Genomic DNA, 16,788 nt, shown 5'->3' on the forward strand with positions numbered 1-16,788 from the left:
TTCTTAAATAGAACACCTCAATTTTTTTGAGATGTTACAAAATTAATATAATGTTTAACAATTACTCATATTCAATTTATTTTAACATCACAAATATAATAATTAAGATTTAATTAAACAATAAAGAAATTAATGAGATGCATGTATTTACAACTTTACCCCAAGTCGTCTTTACCAGTCGCCAGCTTCGAATAAACTTTATTAATGGAAATAATTTGCCCATCATGAGCTAAATCCGCAACCCGGATCCAGAAATCAGGAAAAACATCAAGGGGTAACGCATCCTGTGCGCCTGTATAAAAAAGTTACTATCTAGTAATAGTGTTCCAATCATTCTTCTTAATATAATATCATATGGACTAGTTAACATCAAAGTTGATGATCAAAATTTTGTAGTTATTTCAGTGAAAGGTCAAAAGGGACTATATAATATTGCTTTGAACCGAATGTTAGTTGGATATATCGACCTTCCAGGAAAAGACACAAATGTTTCTCAGGTGTATGTAACTAAAGAAGGTGTATTGAAATTGGAAAAGGAGATAAGGAAGGTATACGAAACGTGATAGCTTAGCAAGCTATATTAGTTTTGATCGAAAAACTCTTTCAATTTGGTACGCACAAAGTTTTCTTGAAATGCCTTAAACCAGATTTTTATCGACTGTGAGGAGCCTAGAGCCATAATGTAACTGGAACATCAGGTTGAAAATTATGATATATATCTCATTGTTATGGATAGCTTGTATAAAAGTACCTAATACTAATACCTGATCGATTTCCAAATGTCCCGAAACGTTTGATGAAGATTCTATGGTTCATTTATCCGGCTATGCCATGCCTATAGTCAGTAAATTGAATAAAAAATTCGATGGTATGGCTAGTCAGGGAAATAAGTTTGAAAGCATCCTCAAGGGTATTAGCAGTTACGATACTAATAGCAGGCATGCTCATTCTTCAATGGGAGGATTTGAATTGAAAGAAGATAGCGACCTAAGTTCCGATTTATCTGGCGGGGTCGGGGCTTTTTTTGTAAGGTCAGTAATCGGACATATGCAGATAGATGAACATCATATATTTCAATGGCATTTGCAAAATAAGTACATGCAATACCTGGTATTTAATCATTATGCTGAGGGATGTATGCCGAAAACTTATAGCTTATCGGCCCTTATAAATAGTTCCGGCGGCAAAACGTTAGTCGAGGAACTATTTCAACAACATTATTTTTTAAAATCAACTATGGGTCATGGGTCTGGAAAAAATAACAATTTTGATCGAACACGCGATTACGAAGGTATTCTAACATCTTATAGTAATAAACCAGATTTTGATGAAGAATGGATATTACAGAAAAAATTAAAATTAGTAGGGGAATACCGCATTCATACCTTTAGCAAAGATTTAATTAATGGACTAACTTTTACAATTAGCGGAGAAAGTCAATCTTATGTACATGCCGAAAAATTTTTAAAACATTTCTTAGCAAAGGTTCCGGCCTCACTCTTTCTTGGCACCCTGATAGGTTGGGATATTGGTCTGGATGATAACAATCATTATCATATCATCGAAGCTAATTTCACAGGATTTCATCCGGAATACCGCCGGGGATTCCAGACTACTGGTTATGTTGAAGACAATTCGTACGGTCCCATCTGCTGTGCACTTTTAAACTTATACTGGAAGCTTCATCACGGCTGTTTCATTAATTCTATAAGTGAGGGGTTGCTCTCGATATTTAAATTTTATCAGGATAGTCTATTTTATATAAGCCTATTCAAGAATACGAACTCCGAGCTTCTACATTGTCCAACGGATAATAAATTATCTTCCGCCATTATATACTGGGGCAGTCATAACAACCAGCGAACTACCACCTTAATATCATATTTCCGACTGGCGAATATAGCTGAAAAATATTTCATTATTGTCGAGAAAGGACTTGAAGTAGAAGCCTACTGCACATTTACAAGCTTAACTAACATACAGATAATTTACGAAAGATCATTATTTACTATCAACCAGCAGGTCGTGATTGAAAAATTAAGCTATTTAAGAAAGAAAGTTATTTGCTGCTATCATGTGATCAGGGCAATGAAGTTGAATAGTGCACTTATAATCTAACTGACGTAAACTAAATCATGACACCTGATCTCACTTCATTTAAAACCTGACTATTATGAGACTTTTATCCGATTACTCCTTATATCACGTTATCCTTTGGAATAAGCAAGGCCCTCGTAATCATTATGATATGCTGTTTTTCAGCTTCGAGTTCCTCAATGAAAAATTTGATTACATATTGGTTTTGAAATTCGACTTTCCAACTGACTTACGCGATCCTGATATTGCTGCACTTATTAAGGCACTTGAAAAGATCTATGATAAGGAAGAAAATACATTTGTTATTTTAACTTATCGGCAGGAATTACCACTTTATAAAGAAGGCCCCGGAGAGTTTATCTACTCGTTCAGCTGCAGCTTTGAAAATTTTAAACGACTGATTGCCGGATATCATAACAGTGCATTCCTAAAAAAGAACTTGTTGTATGAGATTTTAGATAATCTGATAATTCACCGCTTAATATTTACGAAAATCCTGGTAAGACAAATTCCTATTATAGAAACAGAATTGAGCTTTTCAATTCAACCTGATGTAATTATACCACATCGTGGATCAAATCTGTATTTACGAAACTTATTATTTTACATGGATCATATCAACGGTATCAATGTACACATAGGCATTGACCAATTGATGCCAGGGGATTCAAGTAAAATGTCTAGAAAATTCCCCTTATTTAATTTTTATAGCATTGAACCAAATCCGGTGGGACCTTATGTAATCCGAAACTGGCTGATTGACCACAGTGAAAGTGACATTATTTTCTTTCAAGATTCAGACGATCTTCCAACCTCTGACAGGTTTGCTATGTTGACTGATTACATTTATAAATACCAATGCCAATTATGTGGGTCTCATGAAATTAGTGTCGATTCTTTTAATCGAACAGTTCGTGCAGTAAGATTCCCTGCAGATGTAAAGGCAGCATTGGACTATGGCCCTGGTCATTGTTTATTACACCCCGCTTCTGCAATTTTAAGGTCCAGCTTTTACCATTGTGGCAAATTGTCAGAGGAAAGACGGTTCGGAAACGATACCAAGTTTTTATATAACAGTTATTTCATACTCAACACCATGAAGAACATTGATGAATTCTTATACATCCGTAGGAAAAGGCCAAATTCTTTAACGACTACTCCGGGAATAATGATAGGGTCTGAGGCAAGATTAGCACTGATTAGACAATGGATTGAGGATTTTGCTTTGATAAAGCAGGGATCGCTAAAGCTTGAAAATTCCAGTTTGGTATTTACCCCTACCCCTTACCGGTTTCGGGTAAAGAAGTCAATCTCAAACTGATTTCTTTGGTTTCATGCTTCTAAATGGTGATGATGGCAGAAAGTCTTTTGGCGACACTTTGAAATAAAGAGCCAGCTGATTAATGTGGTTAACATTATACTTAGATACATCTTTCTTCATTTCCACTTTAGCAATAAATGATTGGTCTACGCCTAATATTTCTCCCAGCTCCTTTTGTGACAATTTGTTTTGTTTGCGAAGATTTCGAACGTAATCAACCATATACTGTTCAATAGCTGTCAGCGGTCCATCCATTATACTTCTGTTAGGTTTACTTTTCCTTTAAAAGGTCGGTTATATCAATCTCCAGAACTTTAGCGATTGTAGCAACCATAGAAATCGTGGGATTAACTAAACCCCTTTCCATCTTACTGACTTGGCCATAGAAGTTTTTGTCAATATCAATCAGATCCGCGAGTTGCTGAATACTCAGTCCCTTTTCTTTCCTGTGTTTCCTGATATTTTGACTCAACAGTGTGATTATATGCTCGTCTCTCCTTTGTTTTGACCCCATCTGACCCACGAATCACAGTATAAATTGTCATTCTAAAAAAGTATTATAATACTTATTTAGAGCTAACAAGAATAACGTTAAGTCATTAAAGGATAATCGATTTAGGTAAGAGACACTTATCAGTTAGTTGTCAACGGAAATAGTTCATTAACTGAATAGGTTAATTTCAAATTTTGGGTCACTTGACTATTTACAAAACTTCCCTTCTGATACTAGTCTAAGGGATAATTAGAGTGCCCGATCACAACATATATTTGCTGATTTTAAAGCGAAAAAGGGATAGAGCTGATTTGCTCTATCCCTTTTCTGGACAATTGACATTGTTATTAGTATTTCCAGGAGTCCTGACTTCTAAAAATCATTCGAATATGACTCAGGACTTAATTGGAATCATTGATTGGCCCTTTTGAATCTCTGAATCAAATCCGACACTTCTCCCATTGGAACGTCTGTATCGGTGATTTCAAATGAATATTCAAACTTTGCAACATCGAAATTGGCATTAGGAAATGTTCCTTTGCGACTTGCATTACAGATGGCCCTTGCTTTATAAAGGTGCATATTATCTTTTCGCGGCTGTTTCATATTAAATGAAATCTCAAGCGGTTGCTTTCTGAAGTAGAAGTATAATGAATCTGGTTCTTGAATTTCCATCCTCTTATAAACGTACTTCTCCACTAATAAACCCCGGCTCTCATCCCTTACAATATTTACTGAATCCTTTCCCTTACTTCTAAGTTTGTAAAAAAAGGAAGGAGCGCCTAGAATTGCTTGTACTGTTGAATCCACATTGACTGGGGTGGGTTTTCCAGTTGTGAATGATACTGAGTCGAAAGCAAGTCCAAATTTCTCACCTCTTTTACAGATGTAATAGATATAACTTGTATCAAGGGTTAATTTTCCCTCGGAAACATTACTACTTCCAGGGGTCATTGAACTTCCAATACTGTAAACATTTAGTTGGCCTCTTGCAATAAGATAGTCTTTGGAATAATATACATCCAATGATTGTCTATCCGGATGAATGCGACCAGGTTCCAAGAACTGGAACATCCCACTAAAATGGATGCCCTTAAATCCTGGATCTACTCTGCTGGACATGAAGCCGAAAATAATAAAAGTAACACCAACAATTGATAATATTACAGAACCTTTAAAAACGTTTTTCATATGGATTCAATTAAACTTGAAAAGACTTTTCGGCGTATCCATCTGTTGTGCCATCGGTAAATTTGATATCCCATTCAAATGGCGCTCCACCACAATATAATAACCTTCGAATTCTAAAATATAATTTGATGGTTGCTACCCCAGGGGTAACAATAGTTACAGGTGAAAGGGTATTATACCATTGGTATGTAAATCCGCTAAATATACCTGCTGCAATTACACTCAAATGTGAGAGCCCAGTATATTGCCACTGACCGCTAATGAATTGCTGTGTAGCAACTTCACGACTTTCAAATCTCCAAATATTCGCTACTGATCTAAAAGGAACCCATGTATATGTGATTGTTCGATCTGTAGGACTAATATCATTGATTTCTTCATCTATTATTTCGTCAGAAAACGTGGAATTTCCGATCAACCAATCTGCATAACCTCCGCATCCGCCTCCCGATCCTCCAGATCCGGGATCTCCTCCGGGGAAGGGATCATTACCAGGGAATGTTCCTCCACCCCCACCCCCTTCCCAAGGTGGGGGGGTGTTGATATTTCCAAATAATATAATTGGTCCTTTACTCGACCTTTCTTTTGTTTGGGCCGGGTTCATGTTCAGTTTTAACATTTCTTTTTTCATAAGATTTCAAAACTACGTAACGCCTCATTTATTCGGGTTCGGCAATTCCTTATCCTTTTTACAAAGTCGGGCGACTCCGTATCGAAGATATATAATCCAAATTATCTTCAATACTAATTATATAATTATTCTAGAAATGTCGTTCTAGGAAAATAAATGGCGTAATGGTCTAATTGTAAAATATGAGATATATCTCATATTTTATGGATCACCTTCTCAATACCTTCATTGAACGTACATCTAAACAAATTTACCTTTTGGTATTACACAGCAAAAGGACAGTTGAGCCAATAACGGCAAGTAATTTCATCCATACTACATAGGTGAAAACAGGAACTACTATCTAAATTGATACTGCCCCCTCAATTTTTTTGAGATGTTACAACATTAATATATTGTTTAACAATTACTCATATTCAATTTATTTTAACATCACAAATGTAATAATTAAGATTTAATTAAACAATAAAGAAAATATTTAATTACTTTTGTTGTGCCTTAACCAATCTAGTTTTAACGATTCTAAAGATTCTTAATTTCGAAAACATGAGCATCTTCATCACGAAAATCACCTTAAATAACTTTTCCCATCTTAACAACTTATCCATTGAGATTGATGATTCGGAAAAGAAACATCTTATTTTGACTGGTACAAACGGAGCCGGCAAATCAGTTCTATTATCAGCCATTGCAGATTTTCTACAGCATATTAAACAGAATGAGAGTGGGGAAGCGCTATCGCATGAGAATGATATAAATATAATGAGAGAGCCAGCCGAAATCTATCATCCTACGGCTGGTGTACATAATTACGAAGACCGCGTGAATAATCAAGGTAAAAGTGATTCGGAGACAATTGATCTTACTTTTAACAACATCGAAGACTTAAAACAGAAATTGATTGCAGGTAATTTCTTATTATCTTATTACGATGCGGGCATGAAGACTAATAAGTCTTATGTTCAGGAGACCGCTGCCTCCTATTTAAAAGCCAAATCCACCATTTTTAATCCCAAAATAACTGAGTTTCATACATTCCTGGTAGATCTGAAACTCCGGGAGAAATTAGCCAGACAAGAGAATAACTATGCTTCTGCGGATGAGATCAAAATCTGGTTTGATAATTTCACCATATTGCTCACAGAACTTTTAGGAAGTAAAAAACTGGATCTACGGTTTAGTGAGTACGATTATACTTTTACAATAGTTCAAAATGAAAGGGAGTTTAAATTCACAGAACTATCTGATGGATATTCAACAATAATAGATCTCGTTGCGGATCTGATTATCAAAATGCAAATTCGGAATACACTGACCAAGGCTTATGAGATGGAAGGAATAGTTTTGATAGATGAAGTAGAGGCTCACCTACACTTAAAACTCCAAAGATTATTATTGCCGATGCTCACCAAGATATTTCCTAATATCCAATTTATCATTACCACACACTCCCCTTTTGTGCTGAATTCGGTATCCAACGCTGTAGCATTTGATCTGGATAAAGCGGAAAGGTACACAGATCTGACTAAGTACTCCTACGAAGCGTTAGCTGAAGGTTATTTTGAAGTCGAAACTGACTCTATCTTTCTATTAGATAAGCTAAAGCGCTTTCAGCAATTATCAATAACTCATGAAAGAGATATTGCCGAAGAGACAGAATACCAGATGCTAGATCAGGAATTTGCTTCAATGAATGAATTATTAACGCCGCAACACATCAAGGGTAGGTATTTAGAAGTAAAACTTGGAATTGCTTAAGATATGATCAAAGTTAGAAAAAGAGTAATAGTGCCCGCATCACTTCGCCATCCCCTCCGTAATACTTATAATGGTCAAGATGTGCAGGAAGCACTTTTAGAGGATTCGGATAGAAAATGTTATATATGCGAACAATATGTTAATAAATCATTTCAGGTAGAACATCACATGTCACAGTTACAATTCCCTCATTTACGATATGAGTGGAAAAATTTGTTCTTAAGTTGCGCATATTGCAACAGCAGAAAATCTGCGAGGTATGACCTTCTTGACCCTATATCAAATAATATCGAAGTTTTAATTACGCAACAATTAGATCTAAAACAAAAAACAGTGCTGCTTGCAGGCGATGAATCAAATCCGCAAATTGTTTCAACGATCAATTTCTTGAAAAAATTATTCAATGGGAAGAATGGCCTCAGGGATGTGAGATGTAAAGAATTGTATAATGATCTTCTCCGTGAATATGTACTCTTTTTAAAATTCCTACTCGGATATAAGCAAAATAAGAATTACAATAATAAACAAAGGGTCATTGATAGTTTACTATTGACAAAAGAATTTTTGGCTTTTAAGTATTGGATTTTAAAAAATGATTCCGCCTCGTATGCAGAGTTCAAAGATTACCTGAGATTTAACAAATTATTCCAATAAACGATGTCAGACACGAACCTATTTTACTTGATACAATGATTTGTCCCTTTCACTACACTATTTGTCCAGTTCGCAACCCTAAGAGATAATTCCAGATATAATATTGGGAATTTGCATCGAAATCTCGAATGCAATACATATAATAATTGAACATGTCCTCCTCTGACCTTACGCAATCACATTTTTCTGGCTACCAAAAATTTGTCATCACGATACTGGCGCTTACACAATTCACCGTCATCCTTGATTTCATGGTAATGGCACCCCTGGGCGACTTACTGATGAAGTCATTAAAAATGACGCCCGGGGAATTTGCCTTTTCAGTTTCAGCCTATGCGTTCAGCGCCGGACTGTCGGGGTTACTGACAGCAGGGTTTGCCGACCGGTTTGATCGTAAAAAGCTCCTTCTGTTTTTCTACCTGGGTTTCATCATTGGTACATTTTTTTGTGCGCTTGCAAATTCTTATGCCACACTAATAGCGGCAAGAATCTTTACAGGCTTATTTGGTGGTGTTATCGCTTCGATTTCAATGGCCATCGTTACTGATATTTTTGGTCTCGGAAAACGGGGTCGGGTAATGGGTTTTGTGCAAATGGGCTTAGGCGGAAGCCAGGTTTTAGGAGTTCCTGTAAGTATATACATCGCTTCCAAGTGGGGCTGGGAAGCACCCTTTTGGCTGGTTGTTGGACTTGGAGTTTTAACTTTTACGGCAATTTTTCTTAAGCTGCAGCCCATAACAGCCCACCTGAAAGTCAAGCAACACACCTCTCCTCTTACTCATTTATGGCATACATTAACATTTCGGAATTACCGGATATGTTATGTGGCAACAGCGCTTATCGCAGTTAGTAGCTTTATGATGTCGCCCTTCAGCACTTCATTCACATTGAACAATCTGGGAATGAGTTACGATCAGTTAACGCTTTTAATGATGATTGCTGGCATTAGTTCCCTTTTTATCATGCCATTTATTGGAAGGCTGAGCGACAAGATTGAAAAGATCAATATTTTTTCAGTTGCAATCATCATCACCATAGTGGTTGTAATCATTTACACCCATATGGGTCAGAGTTCATTCACTATGGTGCTGATAATTAACATACTGTTATCCGGAGGAATGATATCCAGGATGATCCCTGCAACGGCGCTAACAACAGGAGTGCCTCAACATACTGATCGCGGGGCTTTCATGAGTGTAAATTCATCCATCCAGCAAATTGCCGGAGGTATTGGAGCAGCAATTGCCGGACAGGTAGTAACTCAACATGGACAGGGAATGCCATTAGGAAATTATGGTATTCTTGGATTTACTGTGGCTTCCTTTTCAATGCTCGCCTGGTTTTTTATTTATAGGGTAGACAAATTAGTGAAGTTCCTTGACCATCCAAATGGTACAGGCAAAATGGCCGGAGTTACCCAAAGCACCACTTAAGTGTTTAAATTCTGCCTTTTCATAAAGGCTCACTGCTTTGGCCAGCTGAGGAAATGATTCCAGATACAAATGGGTATATCCCATTTCCCGGGCAGCTTCATAACATTTATCCATCACCAGTTTGCCAAATCCCTTGCCACGGGTAGCAGTGCTGAGGTAGAGTTTCACCAGTTCGGCGTGTCCAGCAGGTAATCCATCTGTTGGAAATATGCCGCAACCACCGATCAGCACACCATCCTCTTCTACTACAAAGTAGCAGCTGGCAGGTGTTTCTTCAAACAACTCAAATAATCTATCTGTATCCGGATCAGAGTAAACTGTACCAATTTTAGGTACATCAAACTCAACTAAAGAAGCGCGGATAATACGCGCCAGTTCTTCATTATCTTCTTTCTTTATTTTTCTTAGCGTAACGGGCATCGTTGTTATAATTTAGTGTTTTTAGACTCATTTGCTGCCATGATGACTTTTGCACGCTGGTAAAAGCCCTGCAGCTCCATCTGCCGCTCCACCTCTTCCATCGCTTTCATCAGGTTATTTTCAGTTTCTGTAAGCTGACTCGCGGCGGCGATCATCACCTCCCAGGCAGGTTTCATCTGGTTGATGAGTGATTGTCCTTTTTCGGTTAACTGAATCAGGCGCTTCCGCTCATCGGTTTTATCCTTTCCGGACTTGATCAGCTTCTGCTTCTCCAGCTCCTTGAGTAAACTTATCGTAGATGGATGCGAATAACCGATCTCAGCTGAAAGCTCTACCACACTCAGCACGGGTTTAACATGCAGGGTGTAGATGACCGGAAACCATTTAGGTTCGAAATCAATTCCATGAGCTTTGTAGATCAGGACACCATCCTTGCGTATTTGCTCTGCAAGGCGCTGAAGACGTGCGGCAATTGCCAGGATACCAAGGTCGTTTATGATATTCATACTGCGGCAGGTTGATTTACATGTAGCTGAAAAAACATATTATCAGTGAGCATAAGCGGGAAATATGTCGGCAATTCTGCTTTCTCTATTGCAGTAAAACCATTGCGTTCATAGAACCTGTGAGCTGCTTTTAGCTGATGGACAGTACCCAGGTAGAGGTGTGTGATCTGCTTTTGTTCACAGAATGCCAAGAGGGTATTCAGCAATTGCTGCGCCGTGCCCCACTCCCTGCCACGGTATTCCGGTTTGACAAACATCTTGCGGATACAGCCTGAGTTGTGCCCGCAGTTGATCAGTGCAATCGTGCCTACCAGCTCATCACCTACGAAAGCGCCCCAGAAGTGGCCGCCATCCTGATGGTAATTGGTTTCTATATCCAGCAAGTCAGGTTGCTGATTGATAGTAATAGTCAGGTTGAATTCTTTTTGCTGAATGGACAAGATCAGGTCGATGATTTCATCGCAACGATCGTTAAGAATGGGTTTGATTATAAGGGTGTTTTCCATACTGCTTAATTTATGTTCAAATATATGTAGATAACTACATATGTTCAAACATTTTTAGATTATTCTGATAAATTTTCAACAGATCCACCTCTTTGAAGTTTCTGATTAACGCAGGTTTTTAGTTAGAGAATGGCACTGTTCGTAAGAAAGGAGATAAAAGGTTAAGCAACTATAGTTTCATTTGATTAGTATTTTAATATATTTACTAAAACCAAATAGCAGGACACACAATGCCGATAACCCTTAGCCGCAGCTTCCTTTTAACAGCTTTGCTGATCATCACTTCAGCATCCATATTTGCCCAAAAAGCTAAACTACCCACACAATGGACAGCAGCAGCGCTGTCTGCAGAAATTCCCCTCAATGAATACCCAAGACCCCAGCTGCAGCGCAGTGAATGGCTTTGCCTCAATGGCAGCTGGAATTACCAGGGCGGCAAGTCAGTGCCGTCAGCATTGAACCCTGTAAAGCCCATTGCCTTCGCAGCCAGTGCTGAAAAAATTCGCGTACCCTACTGCCCTGAGTCGGTACTGTCGGGTATTGAGAGAAAGCAGGAAATTAACATGTGGTACCAGCGTAATTTTACTGTTCCCGCTGCCTGGAAGGGCAAAGATGTGATCCTTCACTTTGATGCGGTAGACTATCACGCCACCATCTTTGTCAATGGAAAGAAAGCCATCAGCCACTCCGGAGGTTATGATGCCTTTTCCGTAAACATTACAGCACTCCTCACAAAAGGATCCAACAGCATTGTCGTGGCAGCACAGGATCTTAACGATGGACGCACGCCATCGGGAAAAAACGGGCCGCGAGGGGATTATACCTTTAGCTCAGGGATATGGCAGACCGTTTGGCTGGAACCTGTAAATAAATCCTACATCAGGAACATACGTATCCTGCCTGACCTAGCAGGAAAACGGGTAAAGATCGAAGTTAATGCCTCCTCGCCCTCAAAGCTCTCGGCGATTGTGCTTGATGGGAAAAAAGAGGTTGCCAAAGCAGAAGGCGATGCAAAGACGGCACTTTATATACCTGTCAAAGATCCAAAATCCTGGTCGGCAGACTCACCATTTCTCTATGATCTGAAAATTTCACTTAAATCAGCTGATGGAAAAACTACTGACGAAGTAATGAGTTATTTCGGGATGCGCGACGTGGCACTTGGAAAGGTAAATGGCGTTGTGCGCCCTTTGCTTAACGGAGAATTTGTCATGCAGGTAGGACTGCTGGATCAGGGTTACTGGCCTGATGGCATTCTGACGGCACCTACTGAAGAAGCATTGAAATCAGATATGGAGTTCACAAAAAAGGCGGGCTACAATCTGATACGTAAACATATGAAGACTGAGCCGCAGCGCTTTTATTACTGGGCAGACAAAATGGGATTACTGGTTTGGCAGGATATGCCCGCAATTTGGTATCCGGGAGCAGATACACTCAACACGCGGAAAGCATTCAGACAGGAGCTCAAAAGACTGATTGACGACCATTACAACTCTCCTTCCATTATTACCTGGGTGCCCTTTAATGAGAACTGGGGTGCCTTTGATGTGAAGAATATTACCGACTGGCTGAAGAAATATGACCCTTCGCGTTTAGTAAACGGCAACTCCGGTTTTAACAATAACCCCAGTTATCAGAAAGCCTATGGCGATCCAAAAAACGGCGACTTTGTAGATACACACATCTATGTGGGGCCTTACAAGGCATCTGTACCTGACGCCAGGCGTGCTGCCTCCCTGGGAGAATTTGGGGGCGTAGGACTTTTCGTAAGGGGGCATATGTGGCCGGTAGAAAATAACGCCTACGATTATGAACCCACCAAATCTGCACTGACGGACCGCTACGTCATGTTACTGGATCAGGTTGAACAGCTCATGCTCTACAAGGGGCTAAGCGTGGCTGTTTATACGCAGACGACCGATGTAGAGCATGAGGTTAATGGGGTACTGACTTATGACCGCAAGGTGGAGAAAATGGACCTGGAACGCATCCGCGAGGTAAACCAGGCGGTGATCAAATCAGGTTCCACACTTAACCAGCAAAAATAAAATTTACAGATCAATGAGCTTGTCAAAGTGTATCGGGAACTGGTTGATCCTTTTCCCGGTAGCATGGTAAATGGCATTGGCAATTGCCGGCGGCATGGCCACCAGACCAACCTCTCCTACCCCTTTGATGCCCAGCTCATTGATTACCTTATCTTCTTCCTTCACAAAAAGGACATCAAGTTCATTGATATCAGCATGTACGGGAATGTGATACTCGGCAAGGTTCTGGTTCATGTATTTCCCCAGGTTCGCATCCAGAATGGTCTCTTCCATCAGCGCCTTGCTGATACTCCAGACCATTCCACCCAGCACCTGACTGCGTGCTGTTTTTGGATTGATGATTCTCCCCGCGGCAACGGCGGTTAAGGCACGTGTAACTTTTACCGATCCCAATTCTTCATCCACTTCCACTTCTACAAAAGAAGCACTGTGGACAGCCCTGGAGTATTTTCTTAATTTTAGCGCATGGGGATAGCCCAGATTGGTAGTGCGCACAGGCTTATCCTTATTTGCAGCCACAAGCTCCAGAAGAGTTACACTGTGTTCTTTGTATAACATCAAGCCATCTTTAAAAACAAGCTCTTCAGGCTCGGCATCCTTAAAACCTGGATTACTGCTTTTCGCAATTTTGAGCAGCTTCTTTTTCAGTGCTTTACTTGCAAACACAATCGCCGTTCCTACAGTAGCTGTGGTAAAAGATCCGCCCTGAATAGGCGCAAAAGGTAGCTTACTGTCACCGTAAGAAAATACCACATCTTCCATCGGCAAACCAAACTCATCTGCTGCGATTTGTGTCATTACCGTGAGTGTACCCACCCCAATATCAGTGACAGCACTTTTTACATGGAGTTTTCCATCTTTGGTAATCTTCGCTTCGGCCCTTGCCGGCAATTGCATGGCGTCCCAGATGCCAGTTGCCATGCCGTAGCCTACCAGCTTATGGCCTTTGCGCATGCTACGTGGCTCTGCACTGCGTTTAGACCAGCCAAACTGCTCTGCCCCCTGCAGATAACATTCCTTTAGCTGCTTGCTGGAATAAGGTTTATTTTCTGCAGTATTAAAAGTGCTATAGTTGATCAGCCGAAGTTCAAGCGGGTCGATCTTCAGTTTATAGGATAGCTCATCCATGGTAGCTTCAATGGCATGAAGTCCGGTACAACCACCAGGTGCGCGCATATCCGTGGGGCTATTTACATCCAGCGGCACCAGCTTTTGTTCCAGTAAGGTATTCCCGGCCGGATAGATCATGGGCGACCAGTTTGCTACATTTTCCGTATAGTCTTCAAATTGTGAGGTTTCTGCTACAGAACGATGGTTAAGTGCAGTAATTTTACCACCTGCAGTTGCCCCAAAGCGGGTATACTGCACTGTTTGCGGGCGGTGCCCAAAGGTAAACATCTGGCTTCGGTCCAGAGTAACCCTTACATGACGTTTTAAATCCAGTGCCGCCATCACAGAAAGAAACAGTTGATATTGAGGCCTCAGACCGGAGCCGAAGGCGCCACCTACAAAGGGAGATACCACCCTTACATTTTTGAAATGCAGGCCAAAGACATTGCCAACATAGAGCTGGCAATTGATTGTTCCCTGTGTTTTATCATAGATTGTCAGTTTTCCCTTGCCATCATACAATGTGGTAGTGGTAAACAGTTCCATTGGATTGTGATGTTCAGTGCCGTGGGTGAATTCAGCCGATGCTTTGAATGCTGCTTCGGCATATGCCTTTTCAAAATCGCCCGTCGGCTTTGGCGGAGGTGGTTTGAGCATCGTTGCCATGCCTTTCTTTGGTTCGCGTGCAGCGTCCAGATGTTTCTTCAGGTCAGTCTCGAATGCTGATTCCTGATAATCTACGCGGATCATCGAAGCTCCCTGTCTGGCTGCCTCAAAGGTTTCGGCAACAACCAGAGCGATAGGTTGCCCGTTAAATTTTATCTCCTCGTTATGCAGCGGGCGGAAAGGCGCACCCGGTGGCGCATCCATATCTGAATACTGCATGTCAAACCAGGCTGTTCCCGGCCTGTTTAAATGGGTAAAGACTTTAACAACGCCGGTTAAGGCCTCAGCATCACCGGTATGTATGGTAACGATTTTGCCCTTGGTAACGCTGCTGTTTACCACATAACCGTACAGCAAATCCGGCACGTTATATTCTCCGGAATATTTAGCCGCTCCCGTCACTTTTAATTTGCCCTCTAAACGGCTGATTGGTTGTCCTATTTGTGCCATGGTACTTATGCTGAAGGCTGTGCGCCGGGTAATTGTGTGGATGGATCAAGAGCCATGATACAGTTACGGATAATTGCTCTTTTAGCTAATTCTATTTTGAAGGCATTGTGTTCAAATCCTACAGCTCCCTGTAAGATGATATCTGCTGCTGCAGCAAAGTTTTGCCTGTCGGTTTTCTTGCCGGTAAGGTATTGTTCTGCTTCTTTTACACGCCAGGGTTTATGTGCTACGCCGCCAAGGGCGATCCGGGCTTCCTGAATCGTATCCCCTTCCAGTTCCAGTGCGCTTGCCACAGAAATCAGTGCAAAAGCATAAGAACTGCGGTCGCGAAGTTTCAGGTAGGAGTAGTTTTTCGTAAACGTTTTTTCCGGAAGATCTATGCTGGTAATCAGTTCTCCCGGCTGGAGGTTATTATCTATTTCAGGAGTATCCCCCGGCAGGCGATGGAAATCTTCAAAGGCTATGGAACGCTCCCCATTCAGTCCGCTGACATTCACTACAGCATCCAATGCAGAAAGCGCTACGCTCATGTCTGAAGGGTAAACTGCAATACATTGATCACTGGTACCCAGGATAGCCATGTTTCGGTTATATCCTTTTATGGCGGAGCAGCCTGATCCCGGCACACGCTTATTACATGGAGCATGGGCATCATAAAAGTAATAACAGCGGGTTCGCTGTAACAGGTTCCCCCCATTGGTGGCCATATTTCTGATCTGCGCCGAAGCACCTGCCAGGATTGCCTTTGAAAGCAAGGGATAACGGTTTTCTACCAGAGAATCGTAAGCAGTGTCAGCATTCGTGGCCAGGGAACCGAGACGGAGGCCATCAGGAACTTCTTCAATAGCATGAAAATCAGTCAGCGCATTCACATCAATCAGCGTATCGGCGTTGCTGAGGTTATATTTCATCAGGTCGAGCAAGTTGGTGCCCCCTGCAACAAACGTTGATTTACCGACAACATCAGACAGAGTTGCGGCCCGTTGGTAGCTAAAATTATTCATTTTCTCCTCCTTTTACATCCATGATGGCATCTATAATTTGTTGATTAGCCCCACAGCGGCAAAGATTGCCACTCATCTGATCTTTCACTTCGTCGCGACTTTTTGCTTTTCCTTCCTGCAACATGCCAACGGCACTACAGATCTGGCCTGGCGTACAGTACCCGCATTGAAAAGCATCATGGTCGATAAAGGCTTGCTGTATAGGATGGTCTATACCTTCGATGGTAGTGATCTCTGCTCCCTCCTTCATGACTGCAAGAGTAAGGCAGCTGATGATTCGTTTTCCGTCGCACAGCACTGTACAAGCACCACACTGACCATGGTCACAGCCTTTTTTTGTGCCGGTAAGATCAAGATATTCACGTAAGGCGTCCAGTAAACTGACATAGGGCAGTACAGAAAGTCTGCGCTCTTCACCATTGATACGCAGGGTGATTTCACGGAGCGTACCTGTGGTTACAGGATAGGTTTGTGTTAGTGTTTCAGTATGCATAACG

16 protein-coding genes are annotated in these 16,788 nt (G+C 40.9%); 6 read left to right on the forward strand and 10 right to left on the reverse strand.

Going from position 1 to position 16,788, the window contains the following annotated elements; genetic code table 11:
* The first annotated feature begins 870 nt into the window (after positions 1-870).
* Complete coding sequence (locus tag OQY15_RS17820) at positions 871-2,118, forward strand: hypothetical protein (RefSeq protein ID WP_265793262.1); 1,248 nt, start codon at positions 871-873, stop codon at positions 2,116-2,118.
* Between the two features lie 55 nt (positions 2,119-2,173).
* Complete coding sequence (locus OQY15_RS17825) at positions 2,174-3,418, forward strand: glycosyltransferase family A protein (protein ID WP_265793263.1); 1,245 nt, start codon at positions 2,174-2,176, stop codon at positions 3,416-3,418.
* Here the strand turns inward: OQY15_RS17825 and OQY15_RS17830 are convergent.
* The 4 genes from OQY15_RS17830 to OQY15_RS17845 form a co-directional block, all read right to left on the reverse strand.
* A complete protein-coding gene (locus OQY15_RS17830; protein ID WP_265793264.1) occupies positions 3,410-3,673 on the reverse strand; it encodes a helix-turn-helix transcriptional regulator in 264 nt (87 codons plus the stop codon). The two genes, OQY15_RS17825 and OQY15_RS17830, sit on opposite strands and share 9 nt — an antisense overlap.
* 16 nt (positions 3,674-3,689) lie before the next feature.
* Entirely contained in the window at positions 3,690-3,890 is a 201-nt protein-coding gene (locus OQY15_RS17835; protein ID WP_265793265.1) for a helix-turn-helix transcriptional regulator, read from the reverse strand.
* 432 nt (positions 3,891-4,322) lie between these two features.
* Positions 4,323-5,102 (reverse strand): hypothetical protein, encoded by a 780-nt coding sequence (locus OQY15_RS17840; RefSeq protein ID WP_265793266.1) that lies wholly within the window; start codon positions 5,100-5,102, stop codon positions 4,323-4,325.
* A 10-nt stretch (positions 5,103-5,112) separates the two neighbouring features.
* A complete protein-coding gene (locus tag OQY15_RS17845; RefSeq protein WP_265793268.1) occupies positions 5,113-5,733 on the reverse strand; it encodes a hypothetical protein in 621 nt (206 codons plus the stop codon).
* A 546-nt stretch (positions 5,734-6,279) separates the two neighbouring features.
* On the opposite strand from OQY15_RS17845, the gene OQY15_RS17850 reads away from it, so the two are divergent.
* The 3 genes from OQY15_RS17850 (at position 6,280) to OQY15_RS17860 (ending at position 9,578) form a co-directional block, all read left to right on the forward strand.
* Positions 6,280-7,491, forward strand: a complete 1,212-nt coding sequence (locus OQY15_RS17850) for an AAA family ATPase (protein WP_265793269.1) — start codon at positions 6,280-6,282, stop codon at positions 7,489-7,491.
* A 3-nt stretch (positions 7,492-7,494) separates the two neighbouring features.
* Positions 7,495-8,145: an HNH endonuclease gene (locus OQY15_RS17855; protein WP_265793270.1), complete on the forward strand. Its 651-nt coding sequence runs from the start codon at positions 7,495-7,497 to the stop codon at positions 8,143-8,145.
* Positions 8,146-8,297: 152 nt separating this feature from the next.
* On the forward strand, positions 8,298-9,578 hold the full coding sequence (locus OQY15_RS17860; RefSeq protein WP_265793271.1) for an MFS transporter: 1,281 nt from the start codon (positions 8,298-8,300) through the stop codon (positions 9,576-9,578).
* Here the strand turns inward: OQY15_RS17860 and OQY15_RS17865 are convergent.
* Genes OQY15_RS17865 through OQY15_RS17875 form a run of 3 tightly spaced genes read right to left on the reverse strand, consistent with a single transcriptional unit; the run spans position 9,510 to position 11,010 of the window.
* Positions 9,510-9,998, reverse strand: a complete 489-nt coding sequence (locus OQY15_RS17865) for a GNAT family N-acetyltransferase (RefSeq protein ID WP_265793272.1) — start codon at positions 9,996-9,998, stop codon at positions 9,510-9,512. The two genes, OQY15_RS17860 and OQY15_RS17865, sit on opposite strands and share 69 nt — an antisense overlap.
* Before the next feature lie 5 nt (positions 9,999-10,003).
* Complete coding sequence (locus OQY15_RS17870; protein WP_265793273.1) at positions 10,004-10,504, reverse strand: MarR family transcriptional regulator; 501 nt, start codon at positions 10,502-10,504, stop codon at positions 10,004-10,006.
* On the reverse strand, positions 10,501-11,010 hold the full coding sequence (locus OQY15_RS17875) for a GNAT family N-acetyltransferase (protein ID WP_265793275.1): 510 nt from the start codon (positions 11,008-11,010) through the stop codon (positions 10,501-10,503). Before OQY15_RS17875 ends, OQY15_RS17870 begins: the two co-directional genes overlap by 4 nt.
* A 230-nt stretch (positions 11,011-11,240) precedes the next feature.
* On the opposite strand from OQY15_RS17875, the gene OQY15_RS17880 reads away from it, so the two are divergent.
* Positions 11,241-13,061, forward strand: a complete 1,821-nt coding sequence (locus tag OQY15_RS17880) for a sugar-binding domain-containing protein (RefSeq protein WP_265793276.1) — start codon at positions 11,241-11,243, stop codon at positions 13,059-13,061.
* A gap of 3 nt (positions 13,062-13,064) precedes the next feature.
* On the opposite strand, the gene OQY15_RS17885 is transcribed toward OQY15_RS17880, so the two are convergent.
* The 3 genes from OQY15_RS17885 to OQY15_RS17895 are packed head-to-tail and all read right to left on the reverse strand — an operon-like array spanning position 13,065 to position 16,784.
* Positions 13,065-15,287 (reverse strand): xanthine dehydrogenase family protein molybdopterin-binding subunit, encoded by a 2,223-nt coding sequence (locus OQY15_RS17885; RefSeq protein ID WP_265793277.1) that lies wholly within the window; start codon positions 15,285-15,287, stop codon positions 13,065-13,067.
* A gap of 5 nt (positions 15,288-15,292) precedes the next feature.
* The gene (locus OQY15_RS17890; protein WP_265793278.1) at positions 15,293-16,291 is read right to left on the reverse strand and encodes a xanthine dehydrogenase family protein subunit M; all 999 of its coding nucleotides are present in this window, start codon (positions 16,289-16,291) and stop codon (positions 15,293-15,295) included.
* Positions 16,284-16,784 (reverse strand): 2Fe-2S iron-sulfur cluster-binding protein, encoded by a 501-nt coding sequence (locus OQY15_RS17895; RefSeq protein WP_265793279.1) that lies wholly within the window; start codon positions 16,782-16,784, stop codon positions 16,284-16,286. Before OQY15_RS17895 ends, OQY15_RS17890 begins: the two co-directional genes overlap by 8 nt.
* Positions 16,785-16,788 lie beyond the last annotated feature (4 nt).

This window comes from Pedobacter sp. MC2016-15, from assembly GCF_026239695.1.
Taxonomy (GTDB): Bacteria; Bacteroidota; Bacteroidia; order Sphingobacteriales; family Sphingobacteriaceae; genus Pedobacter.